Origin of the sequence: Streptomyces sp. 4F14 (assembly GCF_048159485.1) — a bacterium.
In the GTDB taxonomy this organism is placed as follows: Bacteria; Actinomycetota; Actinomycetes; order Streptomycetales; family Streptomycetaceae; genus Streptomyces.
The window spans coordinates 76,606-101,196 of sequence record NZ_JBLRVY010000020.1; the positions used below are offsets into that span (position 1 = coordinate 76,606).

The 24,591-nt window shown below is 72.3% G+C and carries 23 protein-coding genes; 10 read left to right on the forward strand and 13 right to left on the reverse strand.

Annotated elements, in window-relative coordinates; all coding sequences use genetic code 11:
- Positions 1-14: 14 nt before the first annotated feature.
- The 3 genes from ACLZOT_RS30445 to ACLZOT_RS30455 all read right to left on the reverse strand — a co-directional run bounded on the left by ACLZOT_RS30445 (position 15) and on the right by ACLZOT_RS30455 (position 2,240).
- Positions 15-1,136, reverse strand: a complete 1,122-nt coding sequence (locus tag ACLZOT_RS30445) for a Fic family protein (RefSeq protein ID WP_416972336.1) — start codon at positions 1,134-1,136, stop codon at positions 15-17.
- An 82-nt stretch (positions 1,137-1,218) separates the two neighbouring features.
- Positions 1,219-1,428, reverse strand: coding sequence for a DUF397 domain-containing protein (locus ACLZOT_RS30450; protein WP_416972337.1), 210 nt, complete (start codon positions 1,426-1,428; stop codon positions 1,219-1,221).
- Entirely contained in the window at positions 1,425-2,240 is an 816-nt protein-coding gene (locus tag ACLZOT_RS30455; RefSeq protein WP_416972338.1) for a helix-turn-helix domain-containing protein, read from the reverse strand. The genes ACLZOT_RS30450 and ACLZOT_RS30455 overlap by 4 nt, the downstream gene beginning before the upstream one ends.
- Positions 2,241-2,353: 113 nt before the next feature.
- On the opposite strand from ACLZOT_RS30455, the gene ACLZOT_RS30460 reads away from it, so the two are divergent.
- The 6 genes from ACLZOT_RS30460 (at position 2,354) to ACLZOT_RS30485 (ending at position 6,754) form a co-directional block, all read left to right on the forward strand.
- On the forward strand, positions 2,354-2,677 hold the full coding sequence (locus ACLZOT_RS30460; RefSeq protein WP_416972339.1) for a hypothetical protein: 324 nt from the start codon (positions 2,354-2,356) through the stop codon (positions 2,675-2,677).
- Positions 2,678-2,761: 84 nt separating this feature from the next.
- The gene (locus tag ACLZOT_RS30465) at positions 2,762-3,580 is read left to right on the forward strand and encodes a L,D-transpeptidase family protein (protein ID WP_416972340.1); all 819 of its coding nucleotides are present in this window, start codon (positions 2,762-2,764) and stop codon (positions 3,578-3,580) included.
- Between the two features lie 13 nt (positions 3,581-3,593).
- Complete coding sequence (alr, locus tag ACLZOT_RS30470) at positions 3,594-4,742, forward strand: alanine racemase (RefSeq protein ID WP_416972341.1); 1,149 nt, start codon at positions 3,594-3,596, stop codon at positions 4,740-4,742.
- Between the two features lie 24 nt (positions 4,743-4,766).
- Positions 4,767-5,993, forward strand: coding sequence for an alpha/beta fold hydrolase (locus ACLZOT_RS30475; protein ID WP_416972342.1), 1,227 nt, complete (start codon positions 4,767-4,769; stop codon positions 5,991-5,993).
- Positions 5,962-6,468: a tRNA (adenosine(37)-N6)-threonylcarbamoyltransferase complex ATPase subunit type 1 TsaE gene (tsaE, locus tag ACLZOT_RS30480; protein ID WP_416972343.1), complete on the forward strand. Its 507-nt coding sequence runs from the start codon at positions 5,962-5,964 to the stop codon at positions 6,466-6,468. Before ACLZOT_RS30475 ends, tsaE begins: the two co-directional genes overlap by 32 nt.
- Before the next feature lie 133 nt (positions 6,469-6,601).
- Entirely contained in the window at positions 6,602-6,754 is a 153-nt protein-coding gene (locus ACLZOT_RS30485; RefSeq protein ID WP_416972344.1) for a hypothetical protein, read from the forward strand.
- 275 nt (positions 6,755-7,029) lie between these two features.
- On the opposite strand, the gene ACLZOT_RS30490 is transcribed toward ACLZOT_RS30485, so the two are convergent.
- The gene (locus ACLZOT_RS30490; RefSeq protein ID WP_416972345.1) at positions 7,030-8,187 is read right to left on the reverse strand and encodes an LUD domain-containing protein; all 1,158 of its coding nucleotides are present in this window, start codon (positions 8,185-8,187) and stop codon (positions 7,030-7,032) included.
- Between the two features lie 166 nt (positions 8,188-8,353).
- On the opposite strand from ACLZOT_RS30490, the gene sigJ reads away from it, so the two are divergent.
- Positions 8,354-9,253: an RNA polymerase sigma factor SigJ gene (gene sigJ, locus ACLZOT_RS30495; RefSeq protein WP_416972346.1), complete on the forward strand. Its 900-nt coding sequence runs from the start codon at positions 8,354-8,356 to the stop codon at positions 9,251-9,253.
- 5 nt (positions 9,254-9,258) lie between these two features.
- On the opposite strand, the gene ACLZOT_RS30500 is transcribed toward sigJ, so the two are convergent.
- Positions 9,259-10,908, reverse strand: coding sequence for a M16 family metallopeptidase (locus tag ACLZOT_RS30500; RefSeq protein WP_416972347.1), 1,650 nt, complete (start codon positions 10,906-10,908; stop codon positions 9,259-9,261).
- Positions 10,905-11,816 (reverse strand): hypothetical protein, encoded by a 912-nt coding sequence (locus tag ACLZOT_RS30505; protein WP_416972348.1) that lies wholly within the window; start codon positions 11,814-11,816, stop codon positions 10,905-10,907. The genes ACLZOT_RS30500 and ACLZOT_RS30505 overlap by 4 nt, the downstream gene beginning before the upstream one ends.
- A gap of 111 nt (positions 11,817-11,927) precedes the next feature.
- Here ACLZOT_RS30505 and ACLZOT_RS30510 point away from each other — a divergent pair, with 111 nt between their 5' ends.
- Positions 11,928-12,299, forward strand: coding sequence for a holo-ACP synthase (locus ACLZOT_RS30510; RefSeq protein WP_416972349.1), 372 nt, complete (start codon positions 11,928-11,930; stop codon positions 12,297-12,299).
- A gap of 68 nt (positions 12,300-12,367) precedes the next feature.
- Here the strand turns inward: ACLZOT_RS30510 and ACLZOT_RS30515 are convergent, their stop codons facing one another.
- The 3 genes from ACLZOT_RS30515 to ACLZOT_RS30525 form a co-directional block, all read right to left on the reverse strand.
- The gene (locus tag ACLZOT_RS30515; protein WP_416972440.1) at positions 12,368-13,654 is read right to left on the reverse strand and encodes a DUF2201 family putative metallopeptidase; all 1,287 of its coding nucleotides are present in this window, start codon (positions 13,652-13,654) and stop codon (positions 12,368-12,370) included.
- 278 nt (positions 13,655-13,932) lie between these two features.
- Positions 13,933-15,162, reverse strand: coding sequence for an AAA family ATPase (locus tag ACLZOT_RS30520; protein ID WP_416972350.1), 1,230 nt, complete (start codon positions 15,160-15,162; stop codon positions 13,933-13,935).
- Positions 15,163-15,270: 108 nt separating this feature from the next.
- Positions 15,271-16,605 carry a hypothetical protein gene (locus ACLZOT_RS30525; protein ID WP_416972351.1) on the reverse strand — a complete coding sequence of 445 codons (1,335 nt, stop codon included), beginning with the start codon at positions 16,603-16,605 and terminating at the stop codon, positions 15,271-15,273.
- A gap of 127 nt (positions 16,606-16,732) precedes the next feature.
- Here ACLZOT_RS30525 and ACLZOT_RS30530 point away from each other — a divergent pair, with 127 nt between their 5' ends.
- Complete coding sequence (locus ACLZOT_RS30530) at positions 16,733-18,157, forward strand: NAD(P)H-hydrate dehydratase (RefSeq protein ID WP_416972352.1); 1,425 nt, start codon at positions 16,733-16,735, stop codon at positions 18,155-18,157.
- A gap of 112 nt (positions 18,158-18,269) precedes the next feature.
- Positions 18,270-18,674 carry a hypothetical protein gene (locus tag ACLZOT_RS30535; RefSeq protein WP_416972353.1) on the forward strand — a complete coding sequence of 135 codons (405 nt, stop codon included), beginning with the start codon at positions 18,270-18,272 and terminating at the stop codon, positions 18,672-18,674.
- 57 nt (positions 18,675-18,731) lie between these two features.
- Here ACLZOT_RS30535 and glmS read toward each other — a convergent pair whose 3' ends face one another.
- The 4 genes from glmS to ACLZOT_RS30555 all read right to left on the reverse strand — a co-directional run bounded on the left by glmS (position 18,732) and on the right by ACLZOT_RS30555 (position 24,483).
- Positions 18,732-20,579, reverse strand: coding sequence for a glutamine--fructose-6-phosphate transaminase (isomerizing) (glmS, locus tag ACLZOT_RS30540; RefSeq protein ID WP_416972354.1), 1,848 nt, complete (start codon positions 20,577-20,579; stop codon positions 18,732-18,734).
- 114 nt (positions 20,580-20,693) lie between these two features.
- Positions 20,694-22,010 carry a hypothetical protein gene (locus ACLZOT_RS30545; protein ID WP_416972355.1) on the reverse strand — a complete coding sequence of 439 codons (1,317 nt, stop codon included), beginning with the start codon at positions 22,008-22,010 and terminating at the stop codon, positions 20,694-20,696.
- Positions 22,010-23,293: a hypothetical protein gene (locus tag ACLZOT_RS30550; protein WP_416972356.1), complete on the reverse strand. Its 1,284-nt coding sequence runs from the start codon at positions 23,291-23,293 to the stop codon at positions 22,010-22,012. The genes ACLZOT_RS30545 and ACLZOT_RS30550 overlap by 1 nt, the downstream gene beginning before the upstream one ends.
- Positions 23,290-24,483: a hypothetical protein gene (locus tag ACLZOT_RS30555; RefSeq protein WP_416972357.1), complete on the reverse strand. Its 1,194-nt coding sequence runs from the start codon at positions 24,481-24,483 to the stop codon at positions 23,290-23,292. Before ACLZOT_RS30555 ends, ACLZOT_RS30550 begins: the two co-directional genes overlap by 4 nt.
- Positions 24,484-24,591 lie beyond the last annotated feature (108 nt).

The window sequence follows — 24,591 nt, forward strand, 5'->3', positions numbered from 1 at the left end:
CCCGGCTTCTCAGGTCAGGGCCGGCGCCGATAGGGGTCTGCGTACGGCTCCATGGACTGGCGGACTTCTTCCCTGACCGGGTCCATGAGGGGCCCTGGGGCGTAGTAGCGGGCGCGGGCCTTGCCGTGGGCGATGAGCCAGCCGCGCGCGACGAGTTCCCGGATGTCGCGGATGGCTTGCTGGTCGCTGAGGTCGGCGTCCTGCTGGTAGACGGTGCGGCGGACCTTCGCGTCCGAGAACGCGGGGAGCAGGGCATAGACCACCCGCTCGTCCAGGCCGGCCGCTTCGACGCCTTCGACCAGGCGGGTCCAGGCCCGCGACATCACGTCGAAGCGCCGCTGGGCCTGCTGGGCCTGGCGGTGGTGGGCGGTCAGGCAGAACCGGACCCAGGGCCGGGTGTCCCGCTCCGGACTCCAGTGCGGGCCGCCCACGTCCTCCAGGATCTGGTAGTAGGCGTACGTGTTCTGCCCCCGGCCGAGCCATTCCTCGATGGACGAGAACTCGGGCGGCATCAGGGCCTCACGGGAGAAGACGAGGGTGGACAGGGCGCGGGACATACGCCCGTTGCCGTCCTTCCATGGGTGGATCTTTACGAGGTTGAGGTGGGCCATGGACGCGCGGACGTGGACGGGGGCGTCGAGGTCGCCCTCGTTGAGCCAGTCGATGAACTCCGACATCAGCGTTGGGACGTCCGCCTGGTCCGGGGCGGTGTAGGCCGGGACCAGAGGGTCGTCGGGGCTGGTGACGTAGACGGGTCCGTCACGCCAGCGGCCGGGGCGCTTGTCGAGGTGGTGGCCTTGCAGCATGAAGTGCAGGCCGTTGAGCAGCCCGGCGTCGTACCGGAAATCGTCACCGGCGTCGGCGAGGGCCTGGATGTACGTCATGCCGCGCTGGTAGCCCTCCAGCTCGACGCGCGTCCGTTCGCCCGTCTCCAGGGGTTCCTCGCCGGACATGAGGGCTTCCACGTCGTCGACCGTCGCGGCATACCCCTCGATGGTGTTCGATCCGGCGATCGCACGGGCGGTGAGGTTGCGGCGGAGTTGGCGTGTCCAGCGGGGAGTGGCCCGGAGCATGTGCCGCAGGGCGCGGCGCATGGCTTCGATCTCGTCGAGGACTCGCTGGTCGTCGGCGCTCAAGAGCGGAGTCGAGTACAGCACCCAACCATGACACGATAATTGTGTCATCAAGTCAAGCAGACGACCCCGACTTTCCTGGGGGTCAGGAAAGTCGGGCCAGGGTGAGGAGGCCGGCGAAGGCGGTGGGGGTGAGGAGGAGGGGCGGGGCGGTGGGGGTCTTGCTGTCGCGGACGGGGACGAGGCCGTGGGTGCGGGCGTAGGAGGGGGACCACTCGACGCACTGGCCGCCCTGGCCGTCGCTGTAGGTGCTCTTGACCCAGGTGAGGCGGCGAGGATCGAGGGTGTTGCTCATCTGGCGTGCTCCTCCATGATCGAGTGGATCAGGGCCAAGGAGTCGGCCTCGGACTCCGCTGCCGCACGGAGCCGGTTGTAGGTGTCCGACCACGTCCGCACGTCAGACGTGGAGTCGTTGACGAACCCCCTGCCTGCGGTCTCCGAGTACAAGACCGTCGCCCCGTTTTCTTGCGTAAGCAGGTTAAACGACTGGCCAGACGCGGGGGCACCTGCGGCGAAGGGGAGAACTTGCAGCGTGACGTGCGGGATCGCGGACATCGCCGCGAGGTGCTGCAACTGTCCGACCATGACGCCTCGGTCTCCAACGACCGTACGCAGCACGGCTTCATGCAGGATCACCCACAGGATCGGCGGCTCCGGCTGCTCCAGGATCTCCCGGCGACGCATGCGCAGTTCGACGAGCGCCTTGATCTGGTCCTCGGTCTCCCGTGGACGTGCCGCTCGGTAGACCGCCTCCGCGTACTCCGGGGTCTGGAGGATGCCCATGATGAAACTGGTGCTGTAGTCCTCGATCTTGGCGGACTCCTTCTCCAACTGGAGATACGGCACGAACCACCCGGGGTTCCCCCGCTCACTCACCCGCACCAGCAACCGCCCGAACGACCCCGGCGTATTGAAGAAACAGTCGCATTTGTCCGCGAAGTGCGGCGACGCCAGCGCCTTCCCGTTCACCACCTTCGAGACGTACGGCTCCTTGTAGCCGGTGGCGACGGCCAGAGCCTTCTGTGTCGCCCCCTTGTGCTCCAGCGCCGCCGCGACCTCCCTGCCGAACCACTCCAGCCCGTCCACAGGCTCCGATTCGTCGTTCACCTGTTCAATTCACCCGCTTTCCAGGGGCCTTGGAAACCTCAGAACCCTTCCGAGCGTACGCATCGATGGCCCATCGTGTGACCCGAACTACCCAGAAAGTCAAGGAGGTTGCCATGGCGCTCTGTTCCGCCATCCTCGTCGTTCCGGAGGAGCTGAGGGAATCCGCGCTAGAATTCCCGCACGGACGTCCGGAGGAGGAGCCGGTCCCGGATTACGTCCGCTGCGAGCTGGACGACCACAAGTACGGTCCCCACACCTGCCTCCTGAGGGACCTCTCGGCGAATGCCCCGGGCTCGGTCTGGATCACCTGGTCCGACCCCCAGAACATCACGGTGGAACAACTCCCGTACTGCCATTCCCGCGGCCCGGAAAAGGGGGACGCGTGCTGGCTGACCGAGGGGCACCGGGGTGGGCACAGTTGGGAGCGGTACGAGTGACTTCACCGCGTGCCCTACACGGCTCGCGGCGCCGGAGGCGTTACGTCTGATCGCATGATGAGCAGACGTACACCCATCGCCCTGATGCTGGCCGGCGTCGTGTTGCTGCCCGGCAGCGCAGCCAACGCCGCTCCCGTCCCGGAGGAAGACCTCGTGCCCGGCGTGAAACAGACCGCGCTGGTCGACACCCCGGACCAGGTGCTGGCGCCGAAGACGTACGCACCCGGCGTCGAGGAGGACGCCGTCGAGCCCCAGGACGCCACCCCCGGCGCCTACGCCCTCGTGGAATACGTACCCCTCGGCGAAGCCGTGGCCCGAGTGAGTTGCAGCAAGAAGACCGGGCCTTATCAGCGGCAGATCGAGCGGTGGCTGAAGCTGAAAGTGGACGGAAAGCAGTCCGCACAGGACTGCAAGAGCATCAAGGCGTTCCAGAAGAAGCAGAAGATCAAGCCCGCTATCGGATTCGCGGGGCCGGTCACGTGGAATCGGATGCAATTCATCTCCGCGAAGAAAAAGCCGAACGCCGCCAAGAAATGCCCCGTCAGGAATTACCGCGTCGCGTGTGTGGATCTCACCCGGCAGATCACCTGGGTACAGAAGGGCGGCAAAGTCGTCTACGGGCCGGTATCCATGCGGAGCGGGCGAAAGGCGCACCCGACCCGCACCGGCTGGTTCAAGGTCTACTGGCGGCACAAGAACCACGTCTCCACGCTGTACAACACCCCGATGCCGTATTCGCAGTTCTTCAGCGGCGGCCAGGCATTCCACGCGGTGTACGGCAGCATTCACACGACCGTCGGCTCGATGGGCTGCGTCAATCTCACCGTCCCCGATGCCCGGAAGCTGTGGGGTGTGCTGAAGAAGGGCGACCGGGTGTACGTCTGGGGGAAGAGGCGGCTCTGAGAGACTGGGGGCGATGAGAGAGACGGAACGGGCGCGGGCCAGGGCGGTGATCGACCTGGCGGCGCTGCGGGCGAACGTACGCGCGCTGAGGTCGAAGGCACCGGGCGCGGCCTTCATGGCGGTCGTGAAGGCCGACGGGTACGGCCACGGCGCGATCCCGTGTGCCCGCGCGGCGGTGGAGGCGGGCGCGACGTGGGTGGGGACGGCGACGCCGGAAGAGGCGCTGGCACTCTCCCGAAAAGCCGGGCTCCCGGACCACGTACGGATCATGTGCTGGCTGTGGACGCCGGGCGGCCCCTGGCGTGAGGCCATCGAAGCCGGCATCGACGTGTCGGTGAGCGCGCTGTGGGCGCTGGAAGAAGTCACCGAGGCCGCCAAGGCCGTACAGAAGACCGCCCGCGTCCACCTCAAGGCCGATACCGGTCTCGGCCGGGGCGGCAGTCAGCCCGCCGACTGGGCCGACCTCGTACGGCACGCACGCGACGCCGAGCGCGCGGGCGCCGTACGTGTCGTCGGTCTGTGGTCGCATCTCGCCTGTGCGGACGAGCCCGGACACCCCTCCACCCAGGCCCAGTTGGACCGTTTCCGCGAGATGACGGCGTACGCGCAGGCGCAGGGCGTGCGGCCCGAGGTGCGGCACATCGCGAACTCGCCCGCGACGCTCACCCTGCCCGAGGCGCACTACGACCTCGTCCGGCCGGGCATCGCGATGTACGGCCTCTCGCCGAGCCCGGACCTCGGCGCTTCCGCCGATCTGGGCCTGCGCCCGGCGATGACGCTCACGGCGCCGGTCGCGCTGGTCAAGCACGTGCCCGGCGGGCATGGGGTGAGTTACGGCCACCACTACGTCACCCCCGGCGAGACGACCCTCGCGCTGGTCCCGCTGGGCTACGGCGACGGTGTGCCCCGGCATGCCTCGGGCGCCGGGCCGGTGCTGATCGGCGGGAAGTGGCGGACGGCCGCCGGGCGGATCGCGATGGACCAGTTCGTCGTGGACCTCGGAGGTGACGAGGTCGAGGCCGGTGCGGAGGCGGTGTTGTTCGGACCGGGTGATCGTGGGGAACCGACAGCCGAGGACTGGGCGCAGGCCGCCGGGACCATCGGGTACGAGATCGTCACCCGCGTCTCCGCGCGCGTTCCCCGCGTCTACGTCGGTGGGTAGGACTGTGGTGGAGAGGAGCGGTACGTGAGCGAGAGCGGTGTGGAGACGATCGTCTCCGCCACGGGGGACGCCGCGGGCAACTGGCGCCGCGCGACCGGCATCGCGGGCGCCGCGATAGGGGTGATCGCGGCGGGCGCCGCCGCGGGGGTCGCCCTGGAGCGGATGACGGTCGGGCGCGGCATGCGCAAGAAGGCCCGCCTCGCGCTGGACTCCACCGGTCCGTACGGCGCGCTGCGCGGCACCCCCGGCAAGGCGTACGCCGATGACGGCACCGAGCTGTACTACGAGGTCGACGACGTCGAGCCCGAGGGCGGCTCCGCGCCCCGGCGCCGGCGGCTGTTCGGGCGTAAGGCGCCGGCTCCCGTGACCGTCGTCTTCAGCCACGGGTACTGCCTGAACCAGGACTCCTGGCATTTCCAGCGGGCGGCGCTGCGGGGTGTCGTACGGACCGTGCACTGGGATCAGCGCAGCCACGGGCGGTCCGGGCACGGGGTCGCGCAGCTCCAGGACGGGGTGCCGGTCAGCATCGATCAGCTCGGGCGGGATCTGAAGGCCGTCATCGACGCGGCCGTGCCTGAAGGGCCGGTCGTGCTCGTCGGGCACTCCATGGGCGGCATGACCGTCATGGCGCTCGCCGATCAGTACGGCGACTTCGTGCGCGAGCGGGTCGTCGCAACCGCCTTCGTCGGGACGTCCTCCGGGCGGCTCGGGGAGGTCAACTACGGGCTGCCGGCCGCCGGGGTCAACGCCGTGCGGCGGGTGCTGCCGGGGGTCCTGAAGGTGCTCGGTCAGCAGGCCGCGATCGTCGAGAAGGGGCGGCGGGCCACGGCCGAGCTGTTCGCGGGGATCATCAAGCGGTACTCGTTCTCCTCGCGGGACGTCGATCCCGCCGTCGCGCGGTTCGCGGAGCGGATGATCGAGGGGACGACCATCGATGTCGTCGCCGAGTTCTATCCGGCGTTCACGGAGCACGACAAGACCGGGGCGCTGGCGTGGTTCACGGAGATGCCGGTGCTGGTCCTCGCGGGGGTCGGGGATCTGGTGACGCCGAGTGAGCACAGCGAGGCGATCGGGGATCTGCTGCCGGACGCGGAGTTGGTGCTGGTCCCCGACGCGGGGCATCTGGTGATGCTGGAGCATCCCGAGGTGGTCACGGATCGGCTCGCCGACCTGCTGGTGCGGGCCGGGGCGTTTCCGGCGGGGGCTACCGTGGGTGGCTATGGAAGCAGCAGCACCGCACAGCCTGGTTGAGCTGACCGTCACGTCCCCCGAGCAGATGCGTGACCTCGGTCTTCGGCTCGCCTCGATCCTGCGTGCCGGGGATCTCGTCATGCTCGACGGGGAGTTGGGGGCCGGGAAGACGACGCTCACGCGGGGGCTCGGGGAGGGGCTCGGGGTGCGGGGGGCCGTGACCTCGCCGACGTTCGTCATCGCCCGTGTGCATCCGTCCCTGGGGGGCGGTCCTCCGCTGGTCCACGTCGACGCGTATCGCCTCGGCGGCGGGCTCGACGAGATGGAGGACCTCGACCTCGACGTCTCCCTGTCCGACTCCGTGATCGTCGTGGAGTGGGGGGAGGGGAAGGTCGAGGAGCTGACCGACGACCGGCTCGTCATCGGGATCCAGCGGGCCGTCGGGGACACCACGGACGAGGTCCGGCACGTGTCGCTGCGCGGGCTCGGTTCCCGGTGGGCCGGGGTCGAACTGGGCCGTGTGCTCCAGGTGTGAACATTCCGACGCGCTGTCGGCAAAATATTGCGTCCCCGGCATCGGGCGTGGTCATATGGTATCCAGTTCGTGGTTAGGTCTACCTAAGTAGCCTTCCGCGCTCGCCCCCGACCCGCTGGAGGCGTCCATGTCCATGCCGGTTGTTTCTATGCGTGAGCTGCTCGCGGCGAGTGCTGCCGCGGAGGCGGTGTCGTTGCCTCCGCTGGCACCGATGCCGGCGCCTCCGGCGGAGGAGCCGGAGTGCGGGGTGGCGGAGGAGGCTGTGCGGGTGAGGGACGCGGCGTAGGGGGCTGCGGAGCGTGTTGGCGCGGGGCCTGGCGTAGAGGGCCGGGGACGCCGACGCGGCGACGCAGGACTCGGCGTCGTTCGCCCCGCCCTGGCGCGGGGAGCAGCGCGGGGCTCGGCCTCTGAGTCGGGCCCGTGCGCGGGGTGGTGTGGAGTGCGGGAGCGGTGCCGGGGCTGACGGCGGCGGGCTCTGTTGCGGCGCCTCAGTTCCTCTGCCCGGCTCGGCGCACCCAGAAGTCCCAGCACCCCAGCACCCCAGCACCCCTCCCCAGCGTCTCAGTAGCCGATCGCCTCGCGCAGCAGCAGGACCGTGCCCCGGCCCGGCTGCGGTTCGGCGTTCAGGATCAGTAGGCGGTTGACCGCGCTCGGTTGGCCGTACACCGCCTGGGCTCGGACGCTTTCCAGGGGGAGTGCGTGCTCCTCGATCCGGCGCAGGGCGGTGGGCAGGTCCGGTACGACCTTCTGGGCGCCGATGATCCAGATCGCCCGGCCCGCGCCGCCGGCGGATGCCGGGAGCTGGCTGCCGGTGGCCGAGGCGATGACCAGTGCGCCGGTCTCGGTGACGGCCGTGACGCTGGCGACGTAGACATCGGGCGTGGCCACCAGGCGGCGTATCCGGTCGGACTCCGTGGCGCGGTCCATCTTCACCACGCGCGGCCTGATCGCCTCGCAGTGGCCGCCCTCCTCGATGTCCCGGGTGATGCCGGAGAGCCGGAGGGTCTCGCTGGCCCCCGTGAACACGGTCGCGCCGGCCGGGATCAGCTCCTTGACGCGGGCGCGGGCCGCCTCGGCGTCGTCGAGGAGTTCGACGGTGAAGCCGTTCGCGCGGAGCGCCTCGACCGTCCGGGCCAGGCGGTCGGGGGACGCCGGGGCGTCGAAGCCGGTCACTCCCTCACCGGCACTCCCCACACCGACCCCCTCCACACCAACCACCTCTCCGCCGGCCCTCCCCGTACCAGCCACCCCCTCAGCAGCCGCCCACTCCTCCGCCGCCCCCTCCCCCGGCGCTGCCCCCTTCAGGGGGGTCGTGTCGAGGTACCTGACCTCGTAGACGCGTTCGGCGAACCGCCAGCCTTCCGGCGTACGGCGGTAAGTGTCGTGGTAGATCGCGAAGTTGAGGCCGGAGCGGCCGTCGAGGACGCGGGCGATCTCCTCGATGTACGCGCGGCCCGTGGCCGTGTCGCCGTCGATGCGGATGACGCCCGGGTGGGTGTTCTGGACGAAGAAGTCCCACTGGGCCTGGAGGCGTTCGCCGCCGAGGCGGATCTCCTCGCGGCCGGTGAAACGCACCGGGATGTTCGGCATGCTCAGCACGCCGTCGGTGGTGAAGAGCGCGGCGAGGCGGGCCCGGTCGCGCATCATCGCCGCGTCGGTGAATTCGCCGCGCAGGGCCTCGATCTCGACGCGGTCGGCGGTCTCCTGGAAGTCGTTCATGTCCGGTGTCCTGTCCTGGGGAAGGCGTGTCGCTGTCTGCCGTTCCGACAAGGCAGCCCCGGGAGATGTGAGGCGAGTGTGAGGTAGGCCACCGGACCTCACATTCCGCCGTGCTGTTCTGTCGTACGTGCCGTAAGGAAGAGGGAACGCGGACGAGGGAGCACGTATGACCACCCCATCGGAACCGTCACGGCTGGACGCCGTCATGAGCGAGCGGCGGCACCTGCTCAACCTCGGCTACCGGATGCTCGGCTCCCTGGCCGACGCGGAGGACCTCGTCCAGGAGACGTACGCCCGCTGGTACGCGATGTCCCCGGCCGAGCGCGAGGCCATCGACGTGCCGGGCGCCTGGCTGACGAAGGTGGCGGGCCGGATCTGCCTCAACCTGCTGGGCTCGGCGCGGGCCCGGCGGGAGACGTACGTCGGTGAGTGGATCCCGGAGCCGCTGCCCGACCCGGCGGCGACGGGTGGCGACCCGGCGGACCGGATCACCCTCGACGAGTCGGTGACGATGGCGTTCCTCGTCGTGTTCGAGTCGATGACCCCGGCGGAGCGGGTCGCGTTCGTCCTCCACGACGTCTTCCGCTACCCCTTCACCGAGGTCGCCGAGATCGTCGGCCGCAGCCCGGCGGCGTGCCGGCAGCTGGCGACCTCCGCGCGCCGCCGCCTGACGCCCGCGCGAACGGAGACCGCCCCCGGCACGGACCGCCAGGCGAGCGTCGTCCGGCGTTTCAAGGCGGCCTGGGAGGCGCAGGACATCGAGGCCCTGGTCGGCCTCCTCGACCCGCGCGCCACCGCGACCTCCGACGGCGGCGGCCGGGTCCTCGCCCACCTGCTGCCGATCGAGGGCGCGGAGCCGATCGCCCGCTTCTACCTCCAGGTCGCCCAGGCGTCACCGCCCCGCACGATCCGCGAACGCACCGTCAACGGCCTGCCGGGCCTCGTGATCGAGTTCGAGGGCCGGGTGGAGACGGTCTTCGCCTTCGAACTCGCCGACGACGACCGGATCGCCCGCATCTGGGCGGTCCGCAATCCGGACAAGCTGGCGCCGTGGCAGGCGCCGTGACGGCCTCAGCGGCGTAGGCGCCGGGCCTGGTACAGCGCCAGCGTGCCCGCCGCCATCGGCGCCCACATGATCCACACGGTGACGATCACGTCCGTCGTGGAGGTGCTGTCGGTCGTGATGATCACGGCCAGCAGGGCCCAGAGGGCGGTCAGCAGGCCGAGGCACCACAGGCCCGCTGTCCACCCCGAGGTGGATCTGCCGGGTGGAGACGGCACCGCCCGCCGGGGCTGGGGGACGGTCGAGGGGTCGCGGGGCGGGAGGTGGACGACCAGGTGGGAGGGGATCGCCGCGTCGATGGCGGCGATCCGGTCCGGGGTCACGCCCTTGAACAGGGTGGGTTCGACCGTGACCGAGAAGCCGTCGTGGCCGGTGAGGGTGCGGGAGCCGTCGGGGCGGGTGGTCATGGCGGCGCAGGTGGCGTAGTGGACGGTGACCGGGCCGCCGGGGGTGGCGAGGCAGACGCCTTCGGGGCCGATGGTGAGGGTGACGCCGTCCGGTGAGGGGTGGGTCGTACCGGTGACGGTGGTCGAGGAGTACTGGGGGGCCAGGGTGAGGCCCGCCCAGTCGACGCCCCGGCCGGGGACCTGCATCAGCGCGTTGGACCAGGTCTCCTGGGCGACCTCGTGGACGTCGGCGAGGGTCACGGCGTGCAGGTCCGCCCGGCGTTCCTCGACCGACTGGACCGGGCGTCCGAGGAGGAGGCTGAGGGCGTTGCCGGGGAGGAGGCCCGCGCCGGGGTCGTCGTACTGCTTCGTCACCCGCGCCCGGGACGAGTCCAGTTCCTGCTGGGTGAAGGTGCCCGCGCGCAGGCGGGCGAGGGTGTCGACGAAACCGCCGATGACCGCGTCCTGTTTCTTGGGGAGGGCGTCGGCGTAGGCGGTGATCGTGGCGTGCGTGGCGTCGCGTACGGAGTAGTCCGCGTCGGCCTGGTAGGAGTAGCCGCCCTCCTGGCGCAGGTCGTGGAAGAGGGCGCGGCCGAGGAGGTCGGTGTAGATCATGGCGGCGGCACTACGGCGTACGACGGCGGAGAGGACGACGTTGCCGTCGTCGCCGTGGACGTAGGCCGGGGTGACGGGGAGGGCGTCGCTCGCCGGCGGGGCCGGGATGCGGGTGCCCGGCGGGAGGGTGAGGTCGAGGCCGGCGGGGACGTGGTCGCCGGTGAGCCAGAGCACCGCGTTGTCGCGGGTGAACCGGGTCTGGGCCCAGTAGCGGACGGCGTCCGGCGTGAGGCTCCACGTGCCCAGCTCGCTGTAGCTGCTGAGGCCGTAGCCCTGCGCCCCGTACCGCCACAGGGGGAGTTGGGACGATCCGCCGCGTCCGGCCGCCTCCGTACGGAGGATCTCCTTCTCCGTCTCCAGCCGCTCCAGCGGGAGTTCGCGCAGGGAGGCGCAGACGCTGTTGAGGTAGGTGACGACCTCCTGCTCGGTGCCGGTGACGTGGAAGAGGGTGTACGTGTTGGCGGTGGCGCCGTTGTAGTGCAGGTCGGACAGGCCCAGGCGGTGCAGGGCGAGGTGTTCGACGAGGTGGGTGAGGCCGGCGGTGGCGAGGGTCTCGTCGGCTCGGCCCACGCGGAACATGAGGCCGGCGGTGATGTCGCTGCCGGACCCGCCGGGTGCGTACAGGGTCGGGATGCCCTGTGTGACCGTGCTGTTCATCGGGCGACCGCCTCTCGCGCGGACTTGCGGTACTTACGGAACGCGGCCCCCGGGTCGGACAGGTAGGCCCAGGGGAACTCGGCGGCCCGGTCGCCGAGTTCGGCGAAGTGGGGGGCCGCGTCGGCGTGGTGGCCGCCGAGGGAGAAGGCCATCGCGAAGGTGCTGTGCGCGGCGATCGTGGAGAGGTCGGGGCGGTACGCCGGGTGCCGTACGGAGATGGCGGCGGCGTTGCGCAGGTCGTCGAGGACGTGCACGCCGCGCAGGTACGGTCCGCCCCGGTCGCCCAGTGACAGCCAGTGCTCGATGTGCGCGTCGGCGACGAGGACGCCGGTCGGGGCGCCGTCGGGGGCCGCGCGGGTCGCCTCCGCGGCGAAGGCGTGCGCCTCCTCCCAGGTGCCGCCCCACTTCGGGCAGAGCTGCTGGAGGAGGGCGGCCTGGGCGCCGTACACGTGCGGGTGGTGGGCGCGCAGGCGGTCGTAGCGGCGGCGGGCCTCGGTGGTGCCGAGTTCCAGGCCGCGGGCCAGGGTGATGCGGATGTACCAGGCGGGGGCGTACGCGGGCTGCTCCGCGCAGACCTGGATGAGGAGCTGCTCCGCGCGGCGCAGCCAGGCGTGGAAGGTGGCGAACTGGTCCCGGGAGACGTCCTGCGCGTAGCCGTCGCCGCGGACCTCCCAGCCCATGAACAGGTACCGCTTCGCGAGGATCGTCCTCGGCAGGGGGTCGGCGGGGAAGTCGGCCGCCGCGCGCGCCAGGAGGTGTTCGACGCCGCGGATGTCCGCGACGGCGTTCAGCGCGGCGATGACGTCGTCCACACTCCCGAGCCGGCCGAAGAGACCCCGGACGCCGTTCCAGTCCCCCGCCCGCGCCGCGTCCCTCAACGGGATCAGTTCCGGTGCGTTGTCGTACATGTCGAAGCTCGGCCCTGCGCCGCCCACTCTGTCCCCACCCCTGGCTTGATTCGTACATCTGTTTCAGGACGCCGCAGGTTAACAGGCGGGGTGACCTCTAAGGTGCTCGGCATGAGCATCATCGGAGTCGGTATCGACGTGGCCGAGATCGAGCGGTTCGCCGTGTCCCTGCAACGCACGCCCGGCCTCGCGACGCGGCTGTTCCTCCCCTCCGAACTCCATCTCCCGAACGGTGAACGCCGGGGGCCCGCCTCGCTCGCGGCCCGGTTCGCCGCGAAGGAGGCCCTCGCGAAAGCCCTCGGCGCTCCCGCCGGGCTGCTGTGGACCGACGCGGAGGTGTATGTCGAGGAGACGGGGCGGCCTCGGCTGCGGGTGACGGGGAGCGTGGCCGCGCGGGCCGCCGAGCTGGGGGTGACGGGGTGGCATGTGTCGCTGAGCCATGACGCGGGGGTGGCTTCGGCGGTGGTGATCGCGGAGGGGTAGGGGGCGCGGGGTCGACGGCAGGACGGGGGCTCTTCCGGTACGGCCATCAGGCTGCCGCTCGGCTCCCCTCACCCGATCTCCACCACCTTCGCCCACCCCGGCGGCCCCTCCGGGACGTAGTTCGGGTCGGTCTCCCGCCAACTGCCCCTGCCCGTACGGGGGAAGAGGCCGACGACCGTGCGGCACGGCGGCTGGGACGGCCACGGGGTCTGGCCGTCCGTGAGGGCGACGACGACGTCCGGGCGGGTGCGCAGGGCCGCGGTGAAGCCCTCGCAGAGATCCGTGCCGCCGCCCCCGATCAGCGGGATGTCCTCCGCCCGGCACAGGGGGTGGGCGACGTGCGCCGCCGCGTCGCAGGAGACGACGGTGACCAGGTCGCGGCGCCCGCCGACCGCGCGGGTGATCGCGGCGACCTCCAGGAGCGCCGTACCGAGTTCCGCGTCGCTCACCGAGCCGGACGTGTCGATGACGACGGCCACGCGGGGCGGGCGGCGGCGGAGGCTCGGCAGGACCAGGCGGGGCAGGGACGAGGCACGCCGGGAGGGGCGGCCGTACGTGTAGTCCTGGCCCGCGCCCGCGCCGGACACCGCCGAGCGCAGCGCCGCGCCGAGGAGGCGCAGCCAGGGCTGGGGCGGGTGGAACGCCGCCTCCGCCCAGCGTTTCCAGCCCTCCGGGGCGCTCCCCGGGCGCCCCTTGATCGCCTGGGCGACCCGGAAGCGTACGGCGTCCCGCTGCTGCGCCGTGAGCCCGTCGGCGCCGTCCGGGCCGAGGTCCCAGCCGCGCGTACGTCCGTCGGCGCCGCTGCCGCAGTCGAGCCAGAGGGCGTCGCCGGTGAGCGAGCCCAGGCGGAAGCGGCTCGCGTACTCCTCCATCAGGAGCCCCGTCGGCAGCTTCAGCGTCCCCGGCGTGACCGCGCCGGCGGGGTGGGCGAGGCCGTCCCCGTAGATGTCGTCGTTGATCTCCATGTCCGCCGCGATGTTCATCCGCAGCCGCTCCCCCGGCCCGTCGAGCCCCTGCTCCTTCACATACCGCTCACCGCGCCCGTGATGGTCCCGCAGCAGATGCGACACCTCGTGCACCCACACCCCGGCCAACTCCTCCACCGACGTCCGCTCCACGAACCCCGGCGACACGTAACAACGCCAGTGCTCATCCACGGCCATGGTCGGCACGCTCTCCGACGGGACGACACTCAACGCGAAGAGGGCGGAGGAGAGGTAGGGACGGGCACGGGCGGCTTGGAGGCGGGCGGTGTAGAGCTTGTCGGTGTCGAGGGGGCGTACGGGGGTGAGGGGGCGGGCCGGCGTCGGGGGCTCGGGGGTGGTGTGGTCCGGGGCGGGGGTCGCGCTGCTCACCTGGTCCTGTGCGCGGGTCTGGCCCGGCGCCGGGGTCGCGCGCGGCGACCGACTCAGCGCGGGAGTCGGGTCCGGCGCCGAGACTCCACGCGACGACCGGCCCGGCGTGCGGGTCTGGTCCGATGCCGGGGGCTCGCCGGTCGCCAGGTCCGGCGTGCGGGTCTGGGCCGGTGCCGGGATCGCGCGCGGCGACCGACCCGGCACGGGAGTCACGTCCGGCGCCGAGGCTCCACTCGGCGTCCGGCTCGGGGGCATGGCCTCGGTGTTCGTTCGCCTCGTCATCGGCCCGTCCCCGCCTTCTGCCTCTGCTGGTTCCTCACCCTCGCCGTCACTCGGTCCGCGTCGCGGGACAGGGCCACCACCCCGGCGAGCCGTTCGATCTGGGCGGGGACCTCCCACTCCTCCTGGCGTAGGGAGGCCAGTGTTGTCGCGGGGACGACGACCAGGTCGGGGGCGCCGGTGTCCAGGGCTCTGACCAGGACCGACCATGCGGAGTCCCAGCGGGACCGGGTGAGGCGGTTGCGGACGGCTTCGACGACGCCGTCCAGGACGGCCTGGCGGAGGTCGCCCCGGTGGGGCAGGTCGGCGGCGGCCGGGTCCGCGAGGATCGTTTCGGGGTCGGGCAGGTCCATGCGGTCGACGCAGGCGAGGAGTTCGAGGCCGGGACCGTCGCCGACGGTGCCCCGGACGAGGAAGGACAGCACCTCGCGCGAGGACCCGGCGGCCTTCGCGAACGCGGTCAGCCGCAGCGCCATGTCCCAGCTGCGGGGCGACGGCCAGGCCCCGCCCCGCCGCGTCTCCGCGCCCGGCAGCTGGTGCACCAGCTTGGGCCGCACCTCCAGCAGCCCGCACACCGCCCGCCGCGCGTACTCCACGGCCTCGGCGAGCCGCCCGGGATCGAGTTCCGGCAGGGTCGCCCGCGGCCAGGTCCCGCCGAGCCCGCGGACGACGACCTCGTGGTCGTGCGCCCACTGGAGGTGCACGAACCGGTTGGCGAGCGGCGCGCTCAGCTCCCAGCCGTCGGCCGCGGAGGACCGCGGGTTCGCGGCGGCCACGATCCGTACGCCGGCCGGCAGCCGCAGCGCGCCGATCCGCCGCTCCAGCACGAGCCGCAGCAGCGCGGCCTGGACGGCGGGCGGCGCGGTCGACAGCTCGTCCAGGAACAGCAGCCCCTTCCCGGCGCGCACCAGCCGCACCGCCCAGTCCGGCGGAGCCATCGGCACGCCCTGGACGGCGGGGTCGTCGCCGACGACGGGCAGCCCCGAGAAGTCGGAGGGTTCGTGGACGCTGGCGATGACGGTCGTGAGGGGGAGGTCCAGGGACTCGGCGAGCTGGGTGAGCGCGGCGGTCTTGCCGATCCCGGGCTCGCCCCACAGGAGGACGGGGAGGTCGGCGGCCACGGCGAGTGTCAGGGCTTCCAGCTGCTGGTCGGGGCGGGGTTCGGTGCGGGTGTCGGAGAGGAGGGCCAACAGCTCGTCGGCGAGGGAGAGTTGGGCGTTTTCAGGCATGGGTGATCACCGTTTCGGGGAGAGGGGTCGTTGAGGTGGGGCGGGGTGAGGTGAGGTGCTTCTTGAGCAGGTTCCTTGCGCGAGGAACCCTGAACAGGCGCGCGGGGCTTACCGCTTGGGCTCAGGCCGCCGTGAGTACCGCCGGGCCCGCTGCCGCCTCCCGGTCCACCCCTCCCGCGCACGTTCGGGCGCGTCCACGCTCAACCCCGCCCGGTACAGCCCGTACACGACCCGCCGCTCGGCCGCCTCCGCCAACGCGTCCTTGAGCGGGCCGTCCCTCAACACCGCGTCAGGGCCGAGGAGTTCCTCGACGACGGCGAGCGCGCCGGCCGTGTCGCCGTGCTCCAGCCGCCCCTGGACGCCGGTGAGGCAGTCCGGCCGCCGATGCGCCTCGTCGATGACCCGCAGGCAGGGCAGGGGAGTTCCCGTGAGTGCCATCAACAGCTCCTCCCTGCGGAGCTGTTCGGGCGCGTGGTCGAGCGGCGAGAGGACACCGCCGACGAGGCCGATACGGTGCCGCTCACCCCGGCAGTCGACGTAGCGGTGCGCCTGATCGGACGCAGGCTCGGAGGACCGGGCGTGCCCCGGCACCAGCGCTTCGGCGACGAGCGGATGCAGCGCGTCGGGCTCGACGGCCCCCGCACGGAGGAGGACGAGGTCGGGGAGGGGGTGGGTGGAGGCGTCGGGGAGGAGGGGGAGGGGGGAGGAGGTGAACTTCACGGCGTGCCGGGGCAGTTCGCCGTACTCCTCGAACTCGCCACCGCCCGCTTCACCGCCCACCGGCGTCTCCCGTGTGTCCACCACCCCCCGGCGCCCGCCCACCCGCACCTCCACCGGCCCCGCCGGCAGCCCCTCGGCGTCCAGCAGGAGCGCGGCCTCGGTGGGCCAGCGCCGCGTGGCGTGCTGGTCGTCCGCTGAGGCGCGGTCCGGCAGTTCGCCGGTCCTGCGCGCGTCCCACAGGTGCCGGTGCAGGTCGAGGCGGAAGCGTCGGCTGGGGTGGGGGTGCGGGTGGCGCCGCGCGAGGGTGTCGCGGGCGAGGTCGCCGTCCCACAGCGCGAGGCTGATGCGCTGTCCGGCGTCCGCCCAGGCGGGAGGCGTCCGGACGACGAGCCACAGGGGGCGACCGTCGGTGTCGTACCGGGCCAGCGGGATGGTCAGCGCCGGTCTGAGGAGGCCGTCAGGGCCGGTTCTCGGCAGGTGCCAGCGCAGCAGATCCGGCGCGAGATGGCGGAGGTCGGCCCGGATCCGGGTCACCGGCGCCGCGCCGTACGCGCGTTTCGCGGACCCGAGGTCCAGGTCCACTTCGACGCGCGCCGCGGCACAGGCCCCGGCCCAGTCGCCCGCCTGTCGGCGGGCTGTCGCGGTCTTGATCATGGCGGGCGGTACGGCGTAACGGCGTACTCGCGGCCAGAAGAGGGTGCCGTCCGTGAGGTGGTGTGCCATCAGCACTCACCTTGAGCGGACGGGGCCCCCAATCTCATAAGAGAAGAGGTAGTCATCGGGGGGATGGTAACCACAGGGCGCGGCGGGGGCGCAAGGGGTTTTCCCCGGGGGGAGGCAGACTGGGCGTATGCGTACTGCTTATCGCGTGGAGACGGTCCGGCGGGTCGAGGGTGAGCTGATGGCCCGGGTGCCCGAGGGGGCGTTGATGCAGCGGGCCGCCGCTGGACTCGCCGTGGCCTGCGGGGAGTTGATGGGGCGGGTGTACGGGCGTCGGGTGGTGCTGCTGGTGGGCAGCGGGGACAACGGGGGTGACGCGCTGTACGCGGGCGCGCGGCTCGCGCGGCGGGGTGCGGGGGTGACGGCGGTGCTGCTGTCGCCGGGGCGGGTGCACGAGGGCGGGTTGCGGGCGTTGCTGCGGGCCGGGGGCCGGGTCGGGGAGGCCGGACTCGCCGTGCCGGTCGCCGACTTGGTGGTCGACGGGATCGTGGGGATCGGCGGGCGCGGGGGGTTGCGGGAGGACGCCGCCCAAGTCGTGCGGCTCGTCGAGGAGTTCCGCGTTCCCGTCGTCGCCGTCGATCTGCCCAGCGGGGTCGACGCGGACACCGGCGAGGTGCGCGGCGCGGCCGTCCGGGCCGACCTGACGGTGACGTTCGGGACGCACAAGCCGGGGCTGCTGATCGATCCGGCGCGGGAGTACGCCGGGGTCGTCCGCCTCGTCGGTATCGGCCTCGACCTGCCCGCGGACGCGGACGCGGAGGCCCTCCAGCATGCCGACGTCGCCCGCCTGCTCCCTCGGCCGGGCGCGGCAAGTGACAAGTACCGCCGGGGAGTTGTGGGCATCGCCGCCGGTTCGGCGCGGTACCCGGGCGCGGCGGTCCTCGCGGTCGCCGGGGCGCTGCGGGGCGGCGCGGGGGCCGTACGGTACGTCGGTCCCGCCGGGGGCGCGGTCCTCGCGCGCTTCCCGGAGACCCTGGTGACGAACGGGAGCCCCGAGGAAGCGGGCCGGGTCCAGGCATGGGTGACCGGACCGGGCGCCGGGGACGACGCGGGCCCGGTCGCCGAGATCCTCGCCCTGGACGACGTACCCGTCCTCGTCGACGCGGACGGCCTGCGCCTGGCGGACGCCGGGACGGTACGCCGCCGTACGGCCCCCACCCTCCTCACCCCCCACGCGGGCGAGGCCGCTGCGCTCCTGGGCGTCTCCCGGGACCAGGTCGAGGCCGAACGCCTCGCATCGGTACGGGAGTTGGCGTCCCGCTACCGGTCGACCGTCCTCCTCAAAGGATCCACGACCCTGGTCGCCGCCCCCGACGCCCCCGTCCGCGTCAACCCCACAGGCACCCCCTGGCTGGCCACCGCAGGCAGCGGCGACGTCCTCTCCGGCCTGACCGGATCCCTCCTGGCGGCGGGCCTGCCACCGCTGGACGCGGCGAGCGTCGCGGCGTACCTGCACGGCCTCGCGGGGCGGTTCGCGGCAAAAGGCGCACCGACGACGGCGTACGACGTGGCGGAGGCGCTGCCGGGAGCGTGGCGGGACGTGAGCGGGACGTAGGCGGACGCCGCACAGCCCTGGACGCTTCGCCGATCAGGTGTGGACGCTGCGCCAATGACAGACCCCCTCCCTCCCCGGATAGTCGTGACCTTCACGTCAACGGGAGGAAACCATGAAAGCCGTGAGAAACGCCTCGCTCGTTGCCGGGCTCGCCCTGACCGCCACGATGGGCCTCTCCACCCAGGCCCAGGCGTCCGCCAACAGCGGCTGGGTCTACACCGCCAACCGCAGCGGAGCCGCGTTCTTCGACGCGGACCTCAACGGCCAGCCCGGCATCGAGAAGCTCACCGTCTGCGACAACAAGTCGGACGGGCGCGGCATCAGGGCCCAGGTCTACGGCAACAACAACGGCACGAGCGTCTGGCTCATCCAGTCCGACCCGTCCAACGACGGCCACTGCGCGTCGATCGAGGGCAACTACTACATCGAGGAGACCCCCGTCACCGTCATCGTCTACGAGTACTGGGGCGACAACACCAACGACGAGGGCAAGGGGGTCGGCTCGGGCATCGCCTAGCCGTTCCACGTCGCGCGCCGGGACGGGTACGCCTCCGGCGCGCGACCCCGCCGCCCCCTACTCCACCGTCACCGACTTCGCCAGGTTCCGGGGCTGGTCCACCTCGTTCCCCCGGGCCGTGGCCAGTTCGCACGCGAACACCTGCAACGGCACCGTGGCGACCAGGGGTTGGAGCAGCGTCGGCGTGGCGGGGATCCGTACGAGATGGTCGGCGTACGGCACGACCGCCTCGTCCCCCTCCTCCGCGATGACGATGGTCCGTGCCCCCCGTGCCCGGATCTCCTGGATGTTGGAGACGATCTTGTCGTGGAGGACGGACCGCCCCCGGGGCGAGGGGACGACCACGACGACGGGAAGGTCGTCCTCGATGAGGGCGATGGGCCCGTGCTTCAGCTCGCCCGCCGCGAACCCCTCGGCGTGCATGTACGCCAACTCCTTGAGTTTCAGGGCCCCTTCCAGCGCGACGGGGTACCCGACGTGCCGCCCGAGGAACAGCACCGTGTTCTTGCCGGCCAGCGAACGGGCCAACTCCCGTACGGGCTCCATGGTTTCGAGGACCCGCTCGACCTCCCCGGAGATCTCCGCGAGGTCCCGGACGACGGCCCGGATCTCGTCGCCCCACTTCGTGCCGCGCACCTGCCCGAGGTAGAGGGCGACGAGGTAGCAGGCGACGAGCTGGGTCAGGAACGCCTTCGTGGAGGCGACGGCGACCTCGGGCCCGGCGTGCGTGTAGAGCACGGCGTCGGACTCACGGGGGATCGTCGACCCGTTGGTGTTGCAGATGGCCAGCACCTTGGAGCCCTGCTCACGCGCGTGCCGCAGCGCCATCAGCGTGTCCATGGTCTCCCCGGACTGGGAGATCGCGATGACCAGCGTCCGCGCGTCGAGGATCGGGTCCCGGTACCGGAACTCGCTCGCGAGCTCCACCTCGCAGGGGATCCGCGTCCAGTGCTCGATCGCATACTTCGCGATGAGCCCGGCGTGGAAGGCGGTCCCGCAGGCGACGATGACGACCTTGTCGACCTCCCTCAACTCGGAGGCGGCGATCCGGACTTCGTCGAGCGTCAGAGCGCCGGAGCCGTCGATCCGCCCGAGCAGCGTGTCGGCGACCGCCTTGGGCTGCTCGGCGATCTCCTTGAGCATGAAGTAGTCGTACCCGCCCTTCTCGGCGGCGGAGGCGTCCCAGTCGACGTGGTACGAGCGGACGGCGGCCGGCGCCCCGTCGAACCCGGTGACGGTGACGCCGTCGCGCCGCAGCTCGACGACCTGGTCCTGCCCGAGTTCGATCGCGGAGCGCGTGTGCGCGATGAACGCGGCGACGTCGGACGCGAGGAACGCCTCCCCCTCGCCGACCCCCACGACCAGCGGCGAGTTGCGCCGGGCGCCGACGACGACGTCCGGCTCGTCCGCGTGCACGGCGACCAGCGTGAACGCGCCCTCCAGGCGCCGGCACACGAGCCGCATCGCCTCCGCGAGGTCCGCGCACCCCGAGAACTCCTCGGCGAGCAGGTGCGCGACGACCTCGGTGTCGGTCTCGGACGCCAACGCGTGCCCGCGCCCGGCGAGTTCGGCCCGCAGCGCCGCGAAGTTCTCGATGATCCCGTTGTGGACGACGGCGACGCGCCCGGCGTTGTCGAGGTGCGGATGGGCGTTCGCGTCGGTGGGCCCCCCGTGCGTGGCCCACCGCGTGTGCCCGATCCCCGTCCCCCCGGCCGGCAGCGGCGCCCGCACCAGCTCCTTCTCCAGATTGACGAGCTTCCCGGCCCGCTTGGCGGCGGCGAGCCCCCCGTCCGCGAGCACGGCGACCCCCGCCGAGTCGTACCCCCGGTACTCCAGCCGCTTCAGTCCCCCCATCACGACATCGAGCGCCGACCGAGACCCCACGTATCCCACGATTCCGCACATGCGCGGCAGCCTAAGGCCGTCCGGCCACCGAAACAGGGCCCAGCGTGCCCGATATCGGAAATTCCCGCCGGGGTTCAGCCCCCCCCGGCGGGAACAGAACTCACACGGACGCCGCTACGAAGAACGCCTCCGCCGTACGACGAGCGCGCCGCCCGTCACGACCAGCGCGCCCGCGCCCACCGCGAGGCCGGCCACCGGGACGCCCGCGCCGGTCTCGGCGAGCGCGCCGCCGCCGCCCGCCGGGGACGGCACCGACGACGGGGAGGCGCTCGGCTGCGGGGTCGCCGAAGGCGTGGGAGTGGGCGTGGGGGTGGGCGTCGGCTTCGGCGTCTTCGCGAACCTGAACACCAGCTCCGTACGGTCGTTCGCCCGGTTGTCGTCCAGCGGGCTGGACGAGTAGATCCGGGTCGGCACCCGGTACGTCGTCCCCGCCGCCTTCTTCGGGAACTTCCAGGTGAACGCGAACGTCACGGACTCGCCGCGCTCCAGGTCCTTGTCGATGGCGCAGTACAGGACCCCGATGTCGGGCTGACAGGCAGGGTCGTACCCGAGCTCCGGCCAGTAGTCGTAGCCGATGTCGAGGTGCGCGGCGCTGGCCCGGACAGGTCCGGGACCATGGTTGGTGACGGTCACCTCCGTCGGCACCTCCTCACCGACCTTCACCAGCCCCTTGGGCGCGGTGGTCCACTCGATCCCGAGATCCGCCGGCACCTTGACCGTGACCTTCGCCGACGCGACGTTGTTCTCCGGCTTGCTGTCGACCGCGTCCCCGATGTCCGCGGTCGTCGTGAACGCCAGCTCGGTGCCGGGCGCCACGTCCGCACCGACCCTGACCTGCACCTGCGCCGACAGCAGCTCCAGGCCCCGGGCCGGCACACAGGTGACGCTGCGCCCGTCGGCGGACGGCTTGCAGACCGCGTTGGCCGCGTCGTCGATGTTCTTCACATACGTGACCCCGACAGGCAGCTTCAAGGTGAGCCCGAGCTTCGTCACGCTCCCCGTCTCGACGCTCGCGATGGCCCGGATGCCCATCAGCCTGCCGGGCGCGATGAGGTCGTCGTCGGGGTAGAGCCGCGACACGACGTCGACCGGCGCGGGCGCGGCACCCGGTCCGGGCTTCGTCCCCGGCTCCGGCGCGGGCTTGGTCCCCGGCTCGGGGGCGGTCCCCGTACCCGGCGCGGGCTTCGTACCCGGCTCGGGCGCGGACCCGGTACCCGGCTCGGGCGCGGGCTTCGTACCCGGCTCAGGCGCAGTCCCCGTACCCGGCACCTCCCCCGCCCCGGAACCGGGACCAGCCCCGGAACCGGAACCGGCCCCGGTCTCCGCCCCGGCCCCCGCCTCCCCCTGCGCCGCCCAGGCCCCCGGCCCCGCGAGCAGCGCCAGCGCCGCCGCTCCGGCCGCGACCGCGACGCGTCCCCCTCGTGCGTGCATCAGATCTCTCCCCTGATTCGTCTCTCGTCCGGAGCGCGTCGTCGCGCCCTGGTCCCTACGACGGCGAACAGCGCCCCACCCAGGGCGACCAGGCCCGCCGCACCCCACAGCGCCGGCCCCACTCCCCCGCTCCCGGTGTCCGCGAGCCCCCCGGACCCGCCCGACGGCCGCGCGGACGGGGTGCCCCCCGGCGAGGCCGAGGCCGAGGCGGAGGCGGAGGCGGAGGGTGTGGGCCCGCCCGTGCCCCCCGCCTTCACGATCCGGAACACCGCCTCCGCGCGGTCGTTCGCGGAGACGGGATCGTGCCGGCTGGCCGAGTACAGCTCACCGAGCAGCCGGTACGTCGTCCCCGCGGCCTTCTTCGGGAACGTCCAGGTGAACGCGTACGAGAAGCTCTCGCCCGGCGCGAGATCCCCTTCCCGGTCGCAGATGATCACCCCGGGGTCGACCCAGCACGGCGGATAGGCCGGCATCTTCGTGGGCCAGTAGTCGAACCCGGGATAGAACTTCACGGTCCCGCTGCGGGACACCCCGGGCCCGTGGTTGGTGACGGTGAACACGGTCCGCACCTCGGTCCCGGCGGCGACCGGCCCCGAGGGCTCCATGCTCCACTCGACCCCCACGTCCGCCTTCTCCATGACGGTGATCGTCCAGTCGTTGCGGTCGTTCGAGGGGTTGGGGTCGACGGCGTCCCCGATGTCCACGGCCGCCGAGAACTTCAGCTCCGTCATCGGCGCCAGCCCGTCGTCGGCCTTGACCTTGATCTTCGCCATGACCTGCTTCGTGTTGCCGTCGTCGGCGAGGCAGGTCAGCGTGCGCCCGCCGGAGGGCTTACAGGTCCCGTTGGTCTGCCCGGCCGTGTTCCCCTCGTACGTCACCCCTTCGGGCAGCGTCAGCTTCAGCGCGAGCGCCGGCGTCGTGTCGAAGAGGTTCTCGCCGATGGCCCAGATCCCGAACGACTCCCCGGCCCAGATGGTCCCGAGGTCGGGCCACATCCGGGCGGTCGCGTCGATACGGGGCTCTGCCTTGGGCCGCCCGGCGGGGGCACCCGGCGAGACCGAGGCCGAGGCGGACGGCGACGACGATCCGGACGGCGCCGGGGCGGACGTACCCGGCCCGTCGGAGGACGACGGCGAGGACGAGGACGAGGGCGACGGCGAGGACGACTGCGCGGAGGCCGGTGAGCCCGCCCCACCCCCGTCCGCCCACGCCACCGGCCCCGCGACCAGCGACAACACCGCCACCCCGGCCGCCGCGGCGACCCACGCTCTGCGCCCGCTCATGACCGCGCCCGCCTCCTCGCCTGCACGAGGACGAACAGCCCGCCCCCGAGGACGATCAGCCCCGCGGCCGCGCCCAGCACCCCGGGTCCGACCCCGGCGCCGGTGGCCGCCAGCCCCCCGCCGGAAGCGGACGCGGACGGCGTGGGCGCCGGCGCGGAGGCCGAGGCGGAGGAGGAGACGGTCGGCGTCGGCGTCGGGCTCGGCGTGGACCCGCCGACGATCTTGAGGACCAGCACGTCCGTGTCGTTGCCGGGAACCGGGTCGTCGGCGTCGCTGAAGAGGGTCCTGGACGACGCCTTCAGCGTCTTCCCGGGGGCGAAGTCCTTCGGGACGCGCCACTTGAAGACGAACGTGCGGCTCTCCCCCGGAGCGAATCCCGCCTCCCACTCGCAGATCCACTGGTTGCTCTCGGCCCAGCACGGCTCCAGGGGGTACTCGTAGGGGAACCAGCCGTTGGTGAGGGTCCACATCTGCACGCCCCCGGGCCCCCGCGAGGTCCGGTCGGAGTGGTTGGTGACGACCAGCTTCGTCGTGATCGACTCCCCGACCTCCACGGTCGACTTCGGGGCGTACCACTTCACCCCGAAGTCGGCGCCGGTGCGCACCTGGAGGGTCGTCGAGGCGGTGTTGTCGGCCGGGTTGGCGTCGGGCTCGTCACCGGTGCTCGCGGTGGCGGTGACCGGAAGGTCGGTGCCCGGCTTCAGCGAGCTGTCGACGATCATTTGCAGCCGGTACGACAGCGCCCGCGCCGGGGTGTGCTTCGACGTACAGGTCACGGTCCGCTTGTCGGCGGAGTTCACGCACGTCTCCTCGGGGTCCGACAGGTCGGAGAAGTACACCAGCCCGGCCGGTACCTTGATGACCGCCATCAGCTTGTCCGGCGCCCCGCTGACGATGTCCGCCTTGACCGTGAGGAAGACCCGGCTCCCGGGAGCGACGTCCCCCGGCGGGAACCCGATCGACATCCGTACGTCCACCGGAGCGTCCTTGGCCCGCGCCGACGGCGACCCACTGGGCGACGGCGACCCCGACGGCGGAGCCGATACCGACGCGGACGGCGACCCGGACGGCGCCCCGGACGGCGACGGCGACACCGTGTCCGCCCCGGCCCCCGTCACCCCCACAGCCCCCAGCACCACCGCCGCGGCCCCCACCGCAAGCCCTCTCAGCACACCCGACCCGCCACGCATACCGCGCCCCCTCGTCTCCCATGTGGCCCGAAGTGACCCGTTGGACAGCCGACACACAGGAACGGTTGTACGCGACCGAATCCCCGGCGTGACGGACCCCACCCCCCG

What these genes read in the sequence shown, in the direction of transcription:
- ACLZOT_RS30450 (WP_416972337.1), bottom strand. Translation starts at nt 1,428, where the DNA reads ATGAGCAACACCCTCGATCCTCGCCGCCTCACCTGGGTCAAGAGCACC.
- ACLZOT_RS30460 (WP_416972339.1), top strand. Translation starts at nt 2,354, where the DNA reads ATGGCGCTCTGTTCCGCCATCCTCGTCGTTCCGGAGGAGCTGAGGGAA.
- ACLZOT_RS30465 (WP_416972340.1), top strand. Translation starts at nt 2,762, where the DNA reads ATGCTGGCCGGCGTCGTGTTGCTGCCCGGCAGCGCAGCCAACGCCGCT.
- alr (WP_416972341.1), top strand. Translation starts at nt 3,594, where the DNA reads ATGAGAGAGACGGAACGGGCGCGGGCCAGGGCGGTGATCGACCTGGCG.
- tsaE (WP_416972343.1), top strand. Translation starts at nt 5,962, where the DNA reads ATGGAAGCAGCAGCACCGCACAGCCTGGTTGAGCTGACCGTCACGTCC.
- ACLZOT_RS30485 (WP_416972344.1), top strand. Translation starts at nt 6,602, where the DNA reads ATGCCGGTTGTTTCTATGCGTGAGCTGCTCGCGGCGAGTGCTGCCGCG.
- ACLZOT_RS30490 (WP_416972345.1), bottom strand. Translation starts at nt 8,187, where the DNA reads ATGAACGACTTCCAGGAGACCGCCGACCGCGTCGAGATCGAGGCCCTG.
- sigJ (WP_416972346.1), top strand. Translation starts at nt 8,354, where the DNA reads ATGACCACCCCATCGGAACCGTCACGGCTGGACGCCGTCATGAGCGAG.
- ACLZOT_RS30500 (WP_416972347.1), bottom strand. Translation starts at nt 10,908, where the DNA reads ATGAACAGCACGGTCACACAGGGCATCCCGACCCTGTACGCACCCGGC.
- ACLZOT_RS30505 (WP_416972348.1), bottom strand. Translation starts at nt 11,816, where the DNA reads ATGTACGACAACGCACCGGAACTGATCCCGTTGAGGGACGCGGCGCGG.
- ACLZOT_RS30510 (WP_416972349.1), top strand. Translation starts at nt 11,928, where the DNA reads ATGAGCATCATCGGAGTCGGTATCGACGTGGCCGAGATCGAGCGGTTC.
- ACLZOT_RS30520 (WP_416972350.1), bottom strand. Translation starts at nt 15,162, where the DNA reads ATGCCTGAAAACGCCCAACTCTCCCTCGCCGACGAGCTGTTGGCCCTC.
- ACLZOT_RS30525 (WP_416972351.1), bottom strand. Translation starts at nt 16,605, where the DNA reads ATGGCACACCACCTCACGGACGGCACCCTCTTCTGGCCGCGAGTACGC.
- ACLZOT_RS30530 (WP_416972352.1), top strand. Translation starts at nt 16,733, where the DNA reads ATGCGTACTGCTTATCGCGTGGAGACGGTCCGGCGGGTCGAGGGTGAG.
- ACLZOT_RS30535 (WP_416972353.1), top strand. Translation starts at nt 18,270, where the DNA reads ATGAAAGCCGTGAGAAACGCCTCGCTCGTTGCCGGGCTCGCCCTGACC.
- glmS (WP_416972354.1), bottom strand. Translation starts at nt 20,579, where the DNA reads ATGTGCGGAATCGTGGGATACGTGGGGTCTCGGTCGGCGCTCGATGTC.
- ACLZOT_RS30545 (WP_416972355.1), bottom strand. Translation starts at nt 22,010, where the DNA reads ATGCACGCACGAGGGGGACGCGTCGCGGTCGCGGCCGGAGCGGCGGCG.
- ACLZOT_RS30550 (WP_416972356.1), bottom strand. Translation starts at nt 23,293, where the DNA reads ATGAGCGGGCGCAGAGCGTGGGTCGCCGCGGCGGCCGGGGTGGCGGTG.
- ACLZOT_RS30555 (WP_416972357.1), bottom strand. Translation starts at nt 24,483, where the DNA reads ATGCGTGGCGGGTCGGGTGTGCTGAGAGGGCTTGCGGTGGGGGCCGCG.